The sequence below is a fragment of the Streptomyces sp. LS-MS-L19 genome (genome assembly GCF_058382285.1).
Genome location: NZ_JBYCLL010000001.1, coordinates 9,485,721 through 9,501,756, shown reverse-complemented (window position 1 = coordinate 9,501,756; position 16,036 = coordinate 9,485,721). Strand labels below are relative to the sequence as shown.

15 protein-coding genes and 3 pseudogenes are annotated in these 16,036 nt (G+C 69.2%); 10 read left to right on the top strand and 8 right to left on the bottom strand.

Translation table 11 applies throughout. The annotated features are described in order from the left end of the window. Positions 1-3: 3 nt before the first annotated feature. From AC2XR2_RS42430 to AC2XR2_RS42420, 3 genes and pseudogenes are all read left to right on the top strand, one after another. A pseudogene (locus AC2XR2_RS42430) lies at positions 4-238 on the top strand (ATP-binding protein); the annotation flags it as partial. Positions 239-306: 68 nt separating this feature from the next. Beyond that, the gene (locus tag AC2XR2_RS42425) at positions 307-870 is read left to right on the top strand and encodes a hypothetical protein (protein ID WP_491518086.1); all 564 of its coding nucleotides are present in this window, start codon (positions 307-309) and stop codon (positions 868-870) included. A gap of 568 nt (positions 871-1,438) precedes the next feature. Then, positions 1,439-2,617 (top strand): hypothetical protein, encoded by a 1,179-nt coding sequence (locus AC2XR2_RS42420; RefSeq protein WP_491518085.1) that lies wholly within the window; start codon positions 1,439-1,441, stop codon positions 2,615-2,617. 287 nt (positions 2,618-2,904) lie between these two features. Here the strand turns inward: AC2XR2_RS42420 and AC2XR2_RS42415 are convergent. Then, a pseudogene (locus AC2XR2_RS42415) lies at positions 2,905-3,799 on the bottom strand (Tn3 family transposase); the annotation flags it as partial. Here AC2XR2_RS42415 and AC2XR2_RS42410 point away from each other — a divergent pair. Further along, the gene (locus AC2XR2_RS42410) at positions 3,800-4,561 is read left to right on the top strand and encodes a cupin domain-containing protein (RefSeq protein WP_491518084.1); all 762 of its coding nucleotides are present in this window, start codon (positions 3,800-3,802) and stop codon (positions 4,559-4,561) included. Between the two features lie 176 nt (positions 4,562-4,737). Here AC2XR2_RS42410 and AC2XR2_RS42405 read toward each other — a convergent pair whose 3' ends face one another. Next, positions 4,738-5,163, bottom strand: a complete 426-nt coding sequence (locus tag AC2XR2_RS42405; RefSeq protein ID WP_491518083.1) for a hypothetical protein — start codon at positions 5,161-5,163, stop codon at positions 4,738-4,740. 112 nt (positions 5,164-5,275) lie between these two features. On the opposite strand from AC2XR2_RS42405, the gene AC2XR2_RS42400 reads away from it, so the two are divergent. The 4 genes from AC2XR2_RS42400 to AC2XR2_RS42385 are packed head-to-tail and all read left to right on the top strand — an operon-like array spanning position 5,276 to position 10,772. Next, positions 5,276-6,637, top strand: a complete 1,362-nt coding sequence (locus AC2XR2_RS42400; RefSeq protein ID WP_491518082.1) for a hypothetical protein — start codon at positions 5,276-5,278, stop codon at positions 6,635-6,637. Next, entirely contained in the window at positions 6,637-7,848 is a 1,212-nt protein-coding gene (locus AC2XR2_RS42395; RefSeq protein WP_491518081.1) for a hypothetical protein, read from the top strand. Before AC2XR2_RS42400 ends, AC2XR2_RS42395 begins: the two co-directional genes overlap by 1 nt. Positions 7,849-7,851: 3 nt before the next feature. Further along, a complete protein-coding gene (locus AC2XR2_RS42390; protein WP_491518080.1) occupies positions 7,852-9,504 on the top strand; it encodes a hypothetical protein in 1,653 nt (550 codons plus the stop codon). A gap of 17 nt (positions 9,505-9,521) precedes the next feature. Further along, complete coding sequence (locus tag AC2XR2_RS42385; RefSeq protein WP_449350590.1) at positions 9,522-10,772, top strand: CHAT domain-containing protein; 1,251 nt, start codon at positions 9,522-9,524, stop codon at positions 10,770-10,772. On the opposite strand, the gene AC2XR2_RS42380 is transcribed toward AC2XR2_RS42385, so the two are convergent. Next, the gene (locus AC2XR2_RS42380) at positions 10,765-11,640 is read right to left on the bottom strand and encodes a DUF3592 domain-containing protein (protein ID WP_491518079.1); all 876 of its coding nucleotides are present in this window, start codon (positions 11,638-11,640) and stop codon (positions 10,765-10,767) included. The genes AC2XR2_RS42385 and AC2XR2_RS42380 overlap by 8 nt on opposite strands. Before the next feature lie 79 nt (positions 11,641-11,719). Further along, the gene (locus AC2XR2_RS42375; RefSeq protein ID WP_491518597.1) at positions 11,720-12,535 is read right to left on the bottom strand and encodes a class I SAM-dependent methyltransferase; all 816 of its coding nucleotides are present in this window, start codon (positions 12,533-12,535) and stop codon (positions 11,720-11,722) included. 158 nt (positions 12,536-12,693) lie between these two features. On the opposite strand from AC2XR2_RS42375, the gene AC2XR2_RS42370 reads away from it, so the two are divergent. Next, positions 12,694-13,296: a hypothetical protein gene (locus tag AC2XR2_RS42370; RefSeq protein WP_491518078.1), complete on the top strand. Its 603-nt coding sequence runs from the start codon at positions 12,694-12,696 to the stop codon at positions 13,294-13,296. 75 nt (positions 13,297-13,371) lie between these two features. On the opposite strand, the gene AC2XR2_RS42365 is transcribed toward AC2XR2_RS42370, so the two are convergent. Continuing rightward, positions 13,372-14,055: an alpha/beta fold hydrolase gene (locus AC2XR2_RS42365; RefSeq protein ID WP_491518077.1), complete on the bottom strand. Its 684-nt coding sequence runs from the start codon at positions 14,053-14,055 to the stop codon at positions 13,372-13,374. Positions 14,056-14,171: 116 nt separating this feature from the next. On the opposite strand from AC2XR2_RS42365, the pseudogene AC2XR2_RS42360 reads away from it, so the two are divergent. Then, a pseudogene (locus AC2XR2_RS42360) lies at positions 14,172-14,962 on the top strand (helix-turn-helix transcriptional regulator). 100 nt (positions 14,963-15,062) lie between these two features. Here AC2XR2_RS42360 and ykgO read toward each other — a convergent pair. Genes ykgO through rpmG form a run of 3 tightly spaced genes read right to left on the bottom strand, consistent with a single transcriptional unit; the run spans position 15,063 to position 15,704 of the window. After that, positions 15,063-15,185, bottom strand: coding sequence for a type B 50S ribosomal protein L36 (gene ykgO / locus AC2XR2_RS42355; RefSeq protein WP_014669332.1), 123 nt, complete (start codon positions 15,183-15,185; stop codon positions 15,063-15,065). Positions 15,186-15,231: 46 nt separating this feature from the next. Beyond that, positions 15,232-15,492: a type B 50S ribosomal protein L31 gene (locus tag AC2XR2_RS42350; protein WP_391192252.1), complete on the bottom strand. Its 261-nt coding sequence runs from the start codon at positions 15,490-15,492 to the stop codon at positions 15,232-15,234. Positions 15,493-15,539: 47 nt separating this feature from the next. Beyond that, positions 15,540-15,704, bottom strand: coding sequence for a 50S ribosomal protein L33 (rpmG, locus tag AC2XR2_RS42345; RefSeq protein ID WP_381308500.1), 165 nt, complete (start codon positions 15,702-15,704; stop codon positions 15,540-15,542). Positions 15,705-16,036 lie beyond the last annotated feature (332 nt).

Here is a 16,036-nt window from a genome sequence, read left to right as displayed (position 1 = left end):
TCAAAGCTGAACCGGACGCTGGCCCGCTACGGGCGCGTTGACCTGCTCTGTCTGGACGAGTTCGGCTATCTCGACCTGGACATCGAACGCTCCGGTCTCGGAGTGGAAGCAGACATTCACCGACCCCCGGCTCTGCTCGGCGATCGTGGACCGGGTCACCTTCAACGCACACATCGTCGAGACCGACACCGATAGTTTCCGCCTGGCCCAGACGCAGAAAAAGCGCCGCCAATACTGACGTCTGCGGGGCAAAGGATGAGTTCCGCAACCACAAGTCGCATCATCGAACGCTGCTACCCTGCAAGGATGCGGTCAATCAACTTCCAGGTGACACACCACTATCCGGGTCCCCGATTCGAGGGAAGCGCCATTTCGGCCACGGTTTCTCAGGAAATCCGCACCCACTCCAAAGGGCCAGGTTTTCTAAACATCACGGTGGACGGAATTCCGCTGATCGAACTAGTCCGGCGAGTGGAACTGCCCTACGTGCAAGCCGAACAGGAACATCTGGCCAAAGAATCCCCTTCCGAATCCGCCCCGGTGCTTGCGGGCGACTACATGCCGCTATCCGCTCGGGTCGGCTGGCCTAATCGACACTTTCTTGGAGAGTCGAAGAGCCTCCCTCGCGGCGGGAAGGCAGGCGAAACGACGCTTCTGGAGTGCACATGCGGCATGGATGACTGCTCCGCACTGATGGCCCGGATCACCGTGGCATCTCAAACCGTGACGTGGTCGGCGTTCCGGAACACCTTCCGCGACTGGGATCTGAGTGCGCTCGGGAGCTTCACCTTCTCCCGAGCGCAGTACGAGGAATCGCTCAGAACAGCAGCGGCGAGGCAGCAATCAGCTTCCGGCGACACCAGCAGTTGAGAGAGTCCAGCATCGCTACTTCCCGGCAACGACACTGAGGCCGGCGCCCTACCAGGGGCCGGCCTCAGCCACTGCTGGGCCCGTCCGTTCTCCGCCGGCTGAACCAATGCCCCTGCCCGTCGTCCACCGCGGATCGGAGAATTTGACGGTCCCGGATCGAACACGGGTCGAGATCCTGCGGTCCGTCGACCCTGTCGGGGGCCCTCCGTCCGGTCCGGATCCGATGCCTTTCACGCTATCGTCCCCGCCCCCCTCCACGACCAGCGAACCCACCCGAACGGGGTGGGGCCAAAACAACTTGTCGGAGCCAGGTTGACGCCCCTCACCCAGCCCCGTCACACCCCAAGTGGAGCCACCTCCAGTGCCGGAGCGGTGCCGCTGCAACCTGTCACGAACAACTCAGCCCCGGTCTGAGCGGGGCGAGGTAGGTAGAACCACGTAACTGACTCCTGAACTGTGCGTTGGGGGCGGCCATGTGGCCCATTTGTCAGAGGCTGCATTTATGGTGCCGTTGACGATGGCGTGCCCAGATCCATCTGGAGCTTGCCGCCAAGACCTGGGGAATGACGTGCACTGTTTCGATGCTGCAGATGTTCCGAACACGGATGACTGGGAGGCGTGGCTCGCCTACGCGGATCTGCTGACTGGGGCGGGCGACCCGCGGGGCGAGGCGATCCGGCTGGAGCACCGCTGTGAGACCAGGGACGGGGACCGGGCCCAGCTGGCCGCGGCCTATGAGGAAGTGGAACGGCAACTCGGGCTGGACGGGTTGCGGGAGGACGGCTCCTGGCAGTTCACCTGGTCCCGCGGCTTCATCGACGAGGCCTGCTTCCGCCTGGCCAAAGACACCCAGCCGCAACGCCGAGAACTGGTGGAACGGCTCCTGACAGACCACTCACACACTGCAACCATCGACCCGACCGACCCCGAGCAATGGGAGGGTGCACTGATCAACGCCCTCCTTTCCCACCCTGCCATCCACCGACTGCGCACACTCGAACTGCACCTCACCGACTACCACCACTCTGCCGAGCACTCCGCGGTCTCACTTGCCGACCGACAACGCCCCCGGCTGGAGCGCATGTACTTCGGCTACAGCTTCGAGGACCTGTTTGAACTCAGCGATGGATCGACGGGTAAGAAGATCAACCCCGAGGACTACCTTCACCAAGGACTTGTGCAGGCCGATGTGTGGGAATCGCTTCCCGCCCTGCGCACACTGGAACTCGAAGGCGCGTTCCTGTTCCACTCCCTGAACCATGACAGCCTGACCCGACTGCGACTCCGGGGCCCCGTCATCTCCGACGGATCGATTTTCGGACTTGGACAGACTCCCGGCCTGGTGTCATTGGAAATTGAACTCGGCGATGACGTTTACGGCTGCGCGTGCCCGCCTGAGCAACTCGAGGAACTCAAGGCCTCTGCGTACCCTAGTCTCAAAAATCTTGATCTCAGCAGGGCAGAGTTCGATGCTACCTCGTATCAGGTACTTTCAGCCCTCGCGGATTCCTCGGTCCTTGCTCAGCTTGAGCGTCTGTCCATCAAGGACCTGACGATCAGCCAGAGGGACTGTGAGGGTGATCCGCTGACCGGACTGGCTGAACTGGCATCACGATTCGCGCATCTTGATCTGCACGTGAACGGCGTCATCGACATCGAAGGCACCGACGACGAGGAAGCCAATCGGGTTCTCTCCCGATTCGGTCTGAGTCGGGTCCACGCCACCGGCAACCATGATGACGACTGAGCGTCAGTCGATCCTGAAGTCTCCGGCGGTTATCAAAGAGCGTCGAGAAGGCCGCCAACCTTTCCCAGGTCAGGACACCAATAGGAGTTCCATAGCGTGAGAAAAAGCGTTCGGTAGCAGGCGGTGCCCCGTGGTGCTCTCCGCTGATACCGGACGGCAGCCCTGTCCGCAGGACGGAGATCCATGCGGGGCACCGCAAGTAGGTGCTGAGGGTGAGGCTGGTCTGCACAGGCGTCCTGGGCAACGTCGTCTCACCGCGGGCTCCGGCCAGACGGGAGCCCGCGGTGTCACGCCGGGGTGCTTGCTGCCTCCCTCTGAGGGGGGCGTGGGCCGGGCACTGCCGCCCGGGTGGACAGGTCCAGATCGAGGCGGCTGTTCATGTCCAGCTCGAACCGGCCGTAGGGGTTTACATGGGTCCGGAACAGCGGCGACAGCGCCCGCCGGTCCGCGTTGGTGAGCTTGCCTGCCCACTTCGGATCGGCCAGGACCTCCTGCATCAGCAGCGTGTTGACATGCACCAGCGCGGACTGGAGCAGGTGCAGCGCGAGCGTGCTGACCTCCTGGGACTCCTTGTCCGCACCGGCCAGGTCGCCGTCCTTGCCGTAGAAGAGGTCCTTGTTCGCGGAGTTCCAGTTTTCCACCACCTGCAACCCCTCGTGAATCTCCTGGCGCATCTCGACGTCGGCGAGGTACTCGCAGACGAACGAGGTCCGCACCGCCCGGCCCAGCTCCTCAATCGCCCGGAACGTCAGGTGCTTCGGCCCGCCGCGGGTGAACCGGCGCAGGACCTGCTCCGCCTCGGCGGTCCCCAGCCGCAGGGCGGTGGTGTACTTCACGATCTGGTCGTACTGCTGGGCGATCAGGTCCCAGTCGATCATCTTGGTGGAGAGCACCGGGCCCAGGTTCGGCCACTGGTCGTCCTGACCGTCCGTCGGCCGGTACAGCTTCGCCGAGCCGATGTTCTTCAGCCTCGGCATCAGCTTGAAGTCGAGCATGTGCGCGAAGGCAAACCCGACGACGGAGGCGCCGTGGGTGTCGGTGTACTGCCGGTCCACCTCCATGTTGGTGCAGTGCCGCAGTACACCCTCGATCATCGAGGCGACCTCGGAGGCCGAACAAGACTTGATCTGGCTGTAGATGCCAGACGGATTTCCGCTCGACGTGCCAGTAGATCATCACGCCGTGCGGGCGCGCGCCACTGGCGCGGTCTTCGCGCGGACGGTCGCCGCACCGCCGTGGGGACTGCGGCTGGGCGGTTTGATACAGCTGTCGGTGCACACGGTCGTCCGCGGCCGCGGCTACCTCTGGCTGGACACCCCCGGCAGCGCTGTGGAGCTCATACCGGGAAGCGTCACGCTGGTACGCGGAGGCCCGGACCACTACATCGGACATGAGCCGGGCGCCGCATGCCTGGAGCCGGAGGAGTTCCGGACACACCACGCCCAGATGGGCCCCAGAGACAACCCGCAAGCCACCGTGTTCCTGTGCGGCGCCTACCGGTTCTCCGGCCACGAACACAAACGACTCGGCCGAGGTATCGAACTCGCCATGCTCGCCGAGGAACTGAAAGCGAGCGGCGTCGGCCTGGAGTTCCTCAGCGGAGAACTGAAGGGCTCACATGACCCGTCCGGCATCGTGTTCACCGTGCTGGCGGCCATGTCCGGCATGGAGCGCGAGTACATCCGCGACCGCACCCTCGAAGGTCACGAGTCCGCCCGAAAGCGAGGCAAGACCATCGGCGGCGCCGGCGTCACCGACGAAGACATGTTGTCCATGGCCCTCCACCTGCGAGAGCAGGAGATGAGCCTGCGCGACATCGCCAAGCGGCTCGTCATCACCACCGGTACGAAGAAGGGCCACCACCCCTCGCCCGCCACCGTCATGCGGATGCTGCGCGAGCACGACGAGCAGACAGCCGCATCCTCAATGGAACCTGCGCCCTGACTCGAAGCCTTCGACAGCTCACGTTCGAGATGTAGAGAACTTGCCGGCCAAGATCATGATCGTTCTCACCGGGATTTCCTGTACCTCAACTACTCACACCCGGATCAGCTCACGGCACCGGTCGTCGAAGGCGCACTGGGCGATGTCGTCCACCATCACCCCGTACGGCGACGCCGTCACGGCGTCACCCCGTCTCCCGCGTAGAGGTAACCGCCGGGGTTGGCGGGGTCCGCGATCAGCAGTATCTGATCGCCGACGCGGGGGATGCGCAGTTTCGACACGATGGTCTGGAGCGCGACCGGGTCCGCAGTGTCCCCGGCCGGCCGCACAACCAGGTCGACGACCGGGTCGTAGTTGACCATCCTGCCGGTGTCGCTGATCGACACGACGGTGGCGGGTGTCGTCGGTGCGCCCGCTGCGAGCAACTGCCCGACTGCGGCAACGGAGTTGTACGCACCCATCGTCTGCTGGAGCCGGGCGTAGTCCTGGCCGCCCAGCGCCGCCCGCGTCATACGGCCGTAGAAACCCTTGCCGTCCGCCACCTGCTCCGCGATCTTGGCGGCCTTCTCCTCACGGCTCTTGCCCTTGCCGAAGATTCCCACGATGTGCCTGTCCTTCCGGTCCGTTGTGCCTGGTGGTGTGGACGTTAGGGGGCAGACAGCGCCTACCGATCCCAGGTTCGACCGCCATTCGCCCAGGACGTACGCTCTGCCCATGCCGTCCCCGAGCCAGCCGTCGACCGGCGAGCGCCGTCCGCGTGCCATGGTCATCGACGGGGCTTGGCGTGGCCTCGGGCCGGGGACCCGGGCACTGAGCGGGCCCGGTGGCGCACCGCTGACCCGGACGGTCAAGCTGATCGTGCTGCCGCTGATCGTCCGGCCCGCGCTGCGTCCGGAGCTTGCCGCCGACTTCCTCTCCGCGCGGGAGGCGGAGCAACTCGACGCCCTGATACGAGAGTCCGGTGCGGCGCTGGAGGCCACCGCACGGTGGTTCACGCTGCTGAAGAAGACCCGCCGGGCCCTGGGGATCGTGGCGGGCAACCCTCAGGACCTGTATTTCCAGCGGTGCTTCGAGCTGGCGACCGAGCACGGAGCGCCGGGGCCGGGTGCGGACGCTCTGGCGCGGGCGGTACTCGAAGAGGTCTCGGACGCCTCTGGCGGACGGACCGTGGAGGCACTGCGAAAGCATCTGTCAGATGCCGCCCGGCGCGCCCGGCTCGACGCCGAACTGACAGCGGCCTGGGACCGACGCGAACAGGTTCCGTGCGCCCCCGACACGGGCCTGGCGGCCGACGTTCTGGAGACCTGCGGTACGGCGGGGACGGATTCGCCGGCCTTCGCGGCGATGGTCCGGGCCAGGCACGGCAGCCGACTCGGCCAAGCCCTGTGGACGGAACACCCGACCGATGTCTGGGACCGCGCCGACGTCCCCCCGCACCTCGGCCTGACCGCGCACCGCGTGCCCCCACGCCCCGAGGTCGGCCGGAGCGCCTCGACCGCCACGCTCCCCGCGCCGTTCGACCGCACGCTCTTCGAACGGCTCTTCACCGTGCTCCAGGCGTCGGCCCACCGCGAGCAACTGCCGACCGTGCCGGAGCTCGTCCGGCGGGAGGTCGACCGCAGCTGTGCCCCGCTGGGTCTGCACGACGAGAGCCTGCGCGTCGCCGTCGTGCTCGGCGGCCGGCTCGCGGTGGGCCTCGATCCGCTGGGTTCCGGGACCTCCGTGGCGGGGTCGACCGCGGCACACCGCATCGTCAACAGCCGCTGGCAACGGGAGGCTTCGGTCCTCCGAGCCCGCAGGATGACCGTCTCCCCCGCCCCGGACCCGGAAGGCGGTGTGCTGGCCGCCCTCGCCCAGGACCTGCGCACTCCCTGGGCCGCCTACATGCGGCGTCTTTGGGTACGGCTGCACGGGCGCGACGTCCGCGACGCGCCACTGCCCGACGCCGCATCGGCATGGGGCGTGCTCGACGGAGTCGCCCGCTCGGTGATGATGGACCACCGCGCACGCGTCCGTACGGCCCTGCGTACCCTGTCGGCGACCGCTGAGCCCGCCGCCGCACCGAGGAGCGCGTGATGTCCGAGCGGCGCCGTACCGTCATACGAGCCGAGGACGGCACCGTACGCATCACGGGCCCCTCCGCCGGTCCCCCCTTCACCCAGGCCGTTCTCGACGTCGCGGGTGCGGTCCTGACCTGGCCCGTTCTCGGCCCAACAGGCCTGCCGACAGCGGAGATTCACGATGTGGGGCAGGCCCAGCAGTGGTTGTGGGCGGTCTACGGCGAACGCACTGCGGCCGCTGTCGATGCCCTGGCGCCGGGTACCCCGGCTGCCGAGCTGACCCCGCCCGAGCGGCCGACCGCGCTCGCCGAGAATGCCGCCCGTCTCGCCCTCGGGCACTGGGCGGCCCGCTGGTGGCCGGCTTCGCATCTGGACGGGATTCCCTCGCTCGAACCGGGCCGGCTGGGGCTGGAGTTGGCCGCCCTGACCCACGAATGCCAGCAACTGCTCGACGAGTCAGGCGAGTCGGAGGGAATCGAGCTGCTGGAGGAGCACCTGGACGCCCTCGACCCGCTGATCCGTTGGCGGCGATCGCTGGACCCCCCGCGCCAGCTGGACCACGTGCTTCGGCTGATCGACGACGCGGCCGACAACGCCGGGCTCGACGGGGAGGCACTGAGGCGGCTTCGCTCGGTCCTGGAACAGGACCACCCCACGCCGACGGCCACGCCTTTCGGCGTGTCCGAACTCTTCGTACGGCAGCGGGCGTTCGCCCTCGCCGCAGGTGGTCTCCGCACCGCGACCGACCGTGTGATCGCCCGCAGTTCGGGGACCAACGACTGGTGCCGCTTTCCTCCCGGCTTCGTCGACGCGTCGGAGAACGCCGTGTCTTGGACCGCCTACGCGACGGGCGACGGGCGACGGATCGAGATCGAGGTCGTCGCCGACATCGCGGCCCCCGCGGCCGGCGTACATCTCGCGGCGGAGGTCCACGTGGACGGGGGTCCGCCGAGCCGCGTCCCCCTGGCCAGGCAGGACGACATGTGGATCGGCGGTGCGGATCTGGACCTCTCCCCTTCGACGACTCCGAGGATCGAAGTCGGCATCCTGCTCCCGGGGTTCGATCCCGGACCGGGGGCGGACGACCGTGCGGCACGTGAGGCGGTGCGTGCGCTGGCCCGGCACCGGCTCAGCGTCGCGGCGACACCGCACGACAGGACGGCTTCACAACCGGCCCCGTTCCTCGCCGAGATCGTGGCTGCCGCTGCCATCGAGGAGGACTTCTGAGCCATGCCGGAAGAACCGGAAGAGCCAGGCGAACGGGAAGACGCAGCGCCGCAGGAGGAGCAGACGCCGGGTCTCAGCTACGGCGAGCCCTTCGACAGCGGCTTCGCCCTCGCTGAACGCCATCAACTCACCCCGGATCTCCCGGCAGCGTTGACCGTCTACGGCGAACTCCTCACCCTGGCCGAGTCGTTCGAGGATTCCGCCGACGTGCAACTCCTGCGCGGGCACCTGTTGTCCGACATCGGGTCGGTTCAGCTCGCGGCCACGGATCTGCCCGGTGCCGCCCTGTCCATCGGCCGGTCCCTCGACCTCGTGCGCGGTATCGCCTCCGTACCGATGGGGCCGAACGGCCGCCAACTCTGGCTGGAGGTTCTCCTGAAGACCCTGCTCGCCAGAGTCGAACTCCTGCGGAGAAGCGGGCAGTTGGACGAAGCGCGGGAGACACTCGACGAGGCGATGACGCTCTTGCCGGAGTTCGGCGATCCCGAGGGACTTCGTGCCGCCGAGATCGGCCTGAGCCGGGTGCATCTGCTGATGGACCGCAGTGCCTGGGGTGCCGCCGAGGAACTGGCCTCAGCCCTGCTGGCGGACGCGCCGCTCGCCGAGCCGTATCTGCTGGACTGCCTGGGGGTCATCTGCGCCTCGACCGTGCGGTTCGAGCAGGCGGAGGACTACTTCGCCCGCGCGGAGGAGGCCTGTCTGACGCTCGGTCACCACGCGGTGCGCCAACAGGTGCTCTCGCACCGGGCCTACGCGGCGCTGCGGTCCGGCCACCTCGACCGTGCCGAGGAGTTGTACGCGGAGGCCGCCGAGATCTTCGAACGGCACGGCCGGAGCGAGGACTTGGCGGTCTGCGAACAGGCCCGTGCCGCCATCGCCGCCCACCGCGGGGACGCGGCCGGCGCTGCCGCTCTCACGGCGTCCAGCCTCGCCCGCTTCCAGCAGGTCGGTGCCGCGATCGCCGCCGCCGACACCATGCTGATGGGCGCCCGGCACGCGTACGAGAGGGGCGACATCGACGAGATGAAGCGCCTCGCACAGGCCGCGCGGGACGTGTACCAGGAGCGCGGGGTGTTCGAGCGGTGCGCCCAGGTGGACCTGATGCTCGCGCGAACCCTCGAGGACAACCTCAACCGGACCGACCACGGCGTCCACGAAGGCACCTCGATCGCCAACGCGCTCTCTCTCGCCCTGCCCGCCGCCCTGACGCTGGAAGCGGCCCGCTACGACTTCGCCACCGCTCACGCCCGCAACCAGTGGCTGCAACTGGCCGACGAGGCCATGCAGTTGGTCTTCCGCCTGGCCCTCCGCAGCAACGACCAGGGGCTGATCTTCGAACTGGTGGAACACCGGTGCGCGGGCGCCTCGCTGTCGCTGAGCCGTACGTCCACCACCGACCGGTCGGCGGCAGTCTTCCCGGACGCCGCCATGAAGACGTACGCCCCCGATGACGACGCTCCCCTGGCGCTGGGCGGCATCGCGGGCGAGGCCGCCGCCTCCGTAGGTCTGCGGGTCGCGCCGCCTCCGAGGATCGTGATGTCGGCGGAGGCGGGCGGCCGTACCGCCCTCCAGGAGTACGTGCAGGCAGCCGAGTTCCGCTATCACCGGCGGATCGTGAGCGAGGATGAGGTGCCGTTCTGTCCGCCGACGCTCTGACCGATCCGAACCGTCCGGTGGTCCAGGTCCGCCTCGCCGACGCCGGCGACCTGCACATGACCTGGACGTGGACCCGTGGAGCCCAGGGCTTCGGCACCGGGTACGCCCCGGGGCCGGACGTGGACGAGGCCGTGCGCGCGCTGGCGGCACACCTGCCGGGCGCCGGCTCGGAAGGCATGCGGAGGGCGTTCGAGTCGGGCGCGCTGGCCACGTACGAGGGCGAGCGCCGGCTCTCCCGCATGCTGGCCGAAGTGCTGTGGCCGCAGGGCCTGACCGACCAGATCCGCCAGGTGTCCGCCCACCTGGGCCGTCCCCTCATGCGGCTCCAGCCGTCACCGCGGGTCGCCCAGGTCCCGTGGGAGCTCCTCGCCGTCGACGGTGACGACAGCGACGTGCGGCTGCTCGACGTGGTGGACATCGCCACCACGGCACCGGCATCGCTACGACGGCCGGGCACCACCCCGACCGATCAGGACCGGGACCCGGACTCAAACGCCGTGGTGCTCGTCCTGGACCCCCGCGTCCCCGGCTTCCGCGCCGACTCCCCGCTCGGCTCGGTCCTGGGGCAGCCCGGCTCGGACCCGGCGCTGCTGTCCCTCGTACAGCGCAGGCTCGACGAGGGCACCGTCGTACCGCCCGTCGCCGTCCCCGCCGAGGCCTTTCGTCGCACCGACCTCGACCGCGACTGGCTGGGCAAGGCGCTCCGCAAGGGTGCCAAGCGCCTGATGTACGTCGGTCACGTCAGCGGCGCCCCCGTCGAGGGCGGGCAGAGCGAGGACGTCACCCTCCACCTGTGCTGCGGCCCGCAGACCAGGGGAATGACCGAACCGGTGCGCACCCACCGCCCGTTGTCCGCCAAGGACCTTCTCCTGGGCACGCTGCCGCTGGACGCGGACGGCGTGCCGGGCGCGCACCTCTGGCCCGCACCACCGCGCGTCGCGCTGATCGCCTGCGAGAGCGGCGGCGACCTCCGCTTCGCCGAGTCCTTCGGCCTGGCCACAGCGATGATCCACAACGGTGCCGACCTGGTCACCGCCACCCGCTGGGTGCTCCCCACCAGCTTCGCCTTCCACCGCCTGGCGGGCCTGCCGGATTCCGTACGCCCCCTCACGCAGGCCGTCGTCGCCGTGGACGCGGCTCACGAGGCTCTCGATCCGGTCCGGCACCTCGGTGGCTGGCAGCGACAGCAACTCGATCAGTGGCGCGCCGACGGCCTGATCGAGCACTCACCGCTCCTCTGGGCGGCCCTGACCTGCATCGTCAGGTGAAGGGCCATGGGTGGTGGAGGCAGTAACCGCCCACTCCGATCGCGACGATCCCGGCGACCAGCAGCGTGGCGGTGAACCGGATGTTCCACAAGCGCTCACGGCGTTCGTGGTCGGGGTCGGCGGTGAGGAGGGACGGGTCGGCGGGCGCGTACCGGAGAGGGATGGCACGGCCGACGGACTTCGCGACGTCCGGGATGCCCTGCGTGCACAGGGCGGTGACCTCGACGCCCTCGTGGGTGGTGAAGGTGACGACGGCGGCATGGCTGACGCTCTCGCCGCCTTCGCCGTCGGAGTGGACGTCGCTGGTGACGGCGATCACTCGCCCCTGGACGGTTACGCCCTCCGCCAGTTGAGCGGCGCGGGCGCGGACGTACTCTCCGTCCCGGCTCAGTGCGACGACGGCAAGCAGCAGGCCCCCGACACAGATCAGCCCCCACGGCCACCCCCACGCGAAGAACGACTGGACGACCAGCCCCAACACCAGCAGGATCACCATGCAGTTGGGCCCGCCGACCCCGGAAGTCCGCCCCTCGCTGTCCAGCATGAGAGAGAACCGCTCCGGCCGCCGCCGCGGAAAGCGGACCGGGAACTCCTGCCCCACCCAGGCCACCAGCACCCGGTCGCCCCGCTTGTTCTCGTGCCGCAGCCTGAAATCCCGTCCGGTGCCGGGGTCCTGATACGCGATCGTCACCGGTATCCCGTGATTCCCCGACTCACCGTGTCCCGGCGGATGCACCTCCACGACCCGAGCCGTCACCCACACCGCGCGCTGCGGCCGCGTCAGCCCGGCCAGCGAACACGCGTAACCCACCACCGCCAGCCCAGTGGGCACCGTCCACCACAGCCCGAGGATCTTCTGCAGGTCCATGCGGCGAGGCTCTCGCCGCCGGGACTCCTACCGATCCCAGGTTCGGTGAGAGACGACGCGTTCTTTCGATCCGGACGACCTACCGGCGGACCGCCGAGATCAGTCCGCCGGGCCGCTCCTCGCGCTGTGGCGGGGTGCTGATCGGGCGGCCGTAGGCGGCGGCGCGTTCGCGCAGGGTATGGCAGTCGGCCTCCCAGCCGTGTCTGGCCAGCCAGCCCACCGGGTCGTCGGGCATCTCCGAGACCCACATGGACGCCGCCGATCCCGGTACGGCGTCCGCGGCGAAGCGCTCGATCACGCCGCGCGAACCCAACGTCAGCCCCATCCGACTGCCCGCCGCCGACTGCGCGCTGATCCGGGCCAGCAAAAGTTCCACCGCGTCCTCCGGCAGATAGATCAGCAGCCCTTCGGCGATCCATACGGTCGGCGCGGCCGGATCGTGCCCTGCGGCGGCCAGTGCGCCCGGCCAGTCGTCCCGCAGATCCACCGCGACGGTGATGCGCTCGCAGCGTGCGACGGCCTGCTCCTGTCGCAGCACCGAAGCCTTGAAGTCCAGTGGGGCGGCGGTGTCGACCTCGAACAGCCGGGTGCCCTCGGGCCAGTCCATCCGGAAGGCCCGACTGTCCATGCCGGCGCCGAGCAGCACGACCTGCCGGATCCCGGACGCGGAGGCCTGCGTCAACAAGTCGTCGAGGAACTTCGTCCTGATGACGATGGAGAACGCCACGGCCAGTCGGCGGCGCCGCGCGGCCTCGTGATCGGGCAGCGGCGGCGAGGAGGGCCACAGGCCGCCGGCGGCGGCGAAGGCCCGTGCCAAGGGGTCGCGGAACAGGGCGTTCTCCCGCTCGCTCTCCAGCGCCCGCACTCGGGCCACCCCCACCGCTGTGGCCCACACCCCCGACGGCTGCACCCACTCCGGCTCATCAGTCACCGCGCCAGCCTAGGTGAACGGCTCCAGGGGCCTGATGAGGGGAGCCGGGGCCGCATCACATCAGGCAACGTTCGCCCTGTGACCGTCGGCCTGCACGGATCGCGCACCCGATAATCGAGCACATGACGAATGGCATGCCCCTGCCCGGGACGACAACGCGCCCCGGGCCGCCTCACCTGGCCGGTCTGACCGAGCCGGCCGACCGTCCCGGCAACGTGACCGAGAATTTCTGGGCAGGGCTGCTGGAGGTCGGGTGGGCGGCACGGCTGCGCTCCGAGGACGGCCGGACTCGATGGCAACTGCGCTACCACGGGGAGCTGTTCGACGGACTGATCGTCGGCGACGACCTGCCCGCGCTGGTGTACGCGGTCGCCGAGTCGGAGCAGCGCGTTCTGCTGTTCGACGGCGCGGTGCACGGCTATGACGCGATGTTCTGCGAGAACTGGGACGAGGACAGGGTGCGCACTCGCCGTGCCGACCAGGTGTACGTCGATGCCGATGGCGAGGACACCTTCGAGCTGGTGGTCTGGGTCGGTTACAACATCGACCTGGCGGACGAACGGCAGTCCTTCGCGGACGCTGACGATCCCGACCTGGTCACGCTCGTCGACGGTCGTCGTATCCCGCTCGAGGTGGCCCGGCATGCCGCCTTCGACGCCGTCTCGATCACCGCCACGAACGCACGGGGCCGGGCCACCGACGTCCTGTCGGAGGAGCTGGCCTGACGGTGCCCGCAGCAGGCAAGCGGGGCCTGCCCTTGGGGACGTGACGTGCCGTTGAGGATGCGGGCCCGGGCGGGCTCAGGCGTCGGCAGCCGCGGCCAGGAGACGGGCGAGTTCGACCGGCTCGGTGAACATCGGCCAGTGGCCCGAGTCGATGTCGGCGAAGTCCAGGTGCTTGGCACGGGTCAACTCGGGCACGTCACCGGCGTCGATCCAGTCCTGCGCCTGGGCGGGGGTGAACTCGGGGCACACCAGCAGCACCGGGACGTCGAACCTGCTTTCGTCCGTCAGCCGCACCCTGCCCTGAGCCACCTGTTCGGGCACGGGGATCGCCGTAGAGGCAATGCGGCTGCGTGTCTCTTCGTCGAGGTCGGCGCAGTCCGGCCCTTCGAACGGGCCCCAGCCGGGAAAGGGCATCACACCGTCCCTCGTCGCGAAGAAGTCGGCGTACGGCTGCCCCTCGCCCGACGGGAACCCTCCCACGAGGGCTACCTTGGCCACCCGCTCCGGCCGTGCGTCGGCGGCAAGCCAGGCCAGGGTGCAGGCAGCGGAGTGCCCGACCACCATGGGCCTGTCCGGCGCCGCGTCCACGGCCGCGAGCACCGCTGCCACCTGATCCTGCAGGGTCGCGTACTCGGCGCCATCCCCCTGACCGGGCAGGGTGAGCGCCACCGGACGGTGGCCGAGCTGTTCGAGCGTGGGCACGACGTCGTCCCAGGCGGATCCGTCGAGCCACAGGCCGGCGATGAGCAGGATGTCCATGGATCAGTTCTCTTTCCTGTGGAAACCGTGGTGCGCGTGAGGTCGGTGCTCTCACGCTACGACCGGTTCCGGACAATCCACTTCCGGTATATCTCGGCACCGCCTAATCTGCAGGGGTGCCGACCGAGCTCAGCCCGACCGCGCGGGCCCTGCGGGCCCTGGAGATCCTCCAGTCGCGTACCGCGGGAGTGACGGCCGACGAACTGGCCGCCTCCCTCGGGGTCACGGAGCGGGCCGCACGCCGTTACGTCGGGATCCTGCGCGAGGCGGGCATCCCCGTGCACTCGACCCGCGGCCCGCACGGCGGGTACCGGCTGGGACGCGGGACCCGGCTCCCGCCTGTGCTTTTCACGCAACCCGAGGCGCTGGGCCTGGTCATGGCGGTGCTCGACGGTCAGCCGGCGGCCGCGGACCTTGATGCCGACGACCTCGTCGCCACCGCCCTGGGCAAGGTCATCCGGGCACTGCCCGAGAGCGTCGGCCGGCAGGCGGCCGCCCTGCGCGAGCACGCTTCGGCGTCGCCCGACCGGCACGCCTGCCGTCCGGACCCCGCGCTCACGAGCACGCTCGTCACGGCGAGCGCGGAGCGGCGCCGGGTGCGGGTCACGTACCGCAGCGAGGCCGGCAACGAGTGGGACGCCGAGGTGGATCCCTGGGCGGTCGTCGTCCGCTACGGCCGCTGGTACCTCCTGTGCCACTCCCACCACGCGGACGCGATCCGCACCTACCGCATCGACCGCATCCGCGCGGTCCTCTCGTCGGCAGCACCAGGAACCCGGCGATGTACGCACAGGAATGGCTGGCTCGGCTCCCGTTCGCCTTCCGTGTCGAGGGCGGGCCGGAACTGCGCGCCGCGGTGGCAGCGCTCGCCACGCGCTTCACCGCCGCCGTCGCGGACAAGCCTTGAGCATGCACATCCGGCAGCGGCCCGACACCGCGGGTGCGGTGCCGGGCCGGTGAGGAGCTGTTGGGCGGCGTCAGCCCTGGCTGGGAGCTGTTGGGCGGCGTCAGCCCTGGCGAGCCTTGAAGCGAGGGTCCTTCTTGTTGATCACGAAGGTCACGCCCCGTCTGCGCACCACCTGCGCTCCGGGCTTGGCCTTCAGCGAGCGCAGGGAATTGCGCACCTTCATTGCGGCCTCCTTGTCGGGCCTTGCGGGGATCGGACGGCTCGGGCCGTCAGGGACGGACGGGAGCGGTACGGCCGTAGCGCCGCTCGAAGCGCTCCACTCGGCCCGCGGTGTCCACGATGCGGGAGGTGCCGGTGTAGAACGGGTGACTCGCCGACGAGACGTCCACGTCGACCACCGGATACGTGCTGCCGTCCTCCCAGACCACCGTGTCCTGGGCGTCGAGGGTGGAGCGGGTGAGCAGTTGGAACCCCGCCGCACGGTCGCGGAAGACTACGGGGCGGGAGACGGGGTGAATGCTGGACCTCATGGGTGGTGCCTCCTTCGCGGAACCTCGGTCGAGGACTGAGGCGGGTGTCATCGTGTCTCGCGGAACAGAACGTGCTGGCCGGCCACCGGGTCGTACTTGCGCACGACCAGCCGGTCGGGATCGGCCAGACGGTTCTTGCGGGTCACGTAGGTGAAGCCGGTGCCGGCCGTCGACCTGAGCGTGACGACGGGCCGCGTGGTGCTGCGTGCCATGAGGACTCCTTCCACCACCACCGAGCACTTTGACTCGGTCATGTCATGCAGTGGTCACAACAAGGCCGTACGGCGAGTCATTCCCGACGGCCGACTGCGGCGGCGAACAGCGCGGTCTGCCGCAGATGCCCGATGTCCGCGACAGTGCCCTGCCAGGACTCGTGAGTGCCGCAGTGCGGAGGCCGGGGTAGACGCGGCGGGCGGCGCCACCGGCGATGTCGAGGGCGCCACCCCGAGAAACGGAACCTCGGGCGAAAGCGCCACCTCGGCGCTGCAAGACCCCCTGCCGGAGCGCAAGCCGCTGTCCGGCATCTTCTTCGGCATCGGCGATC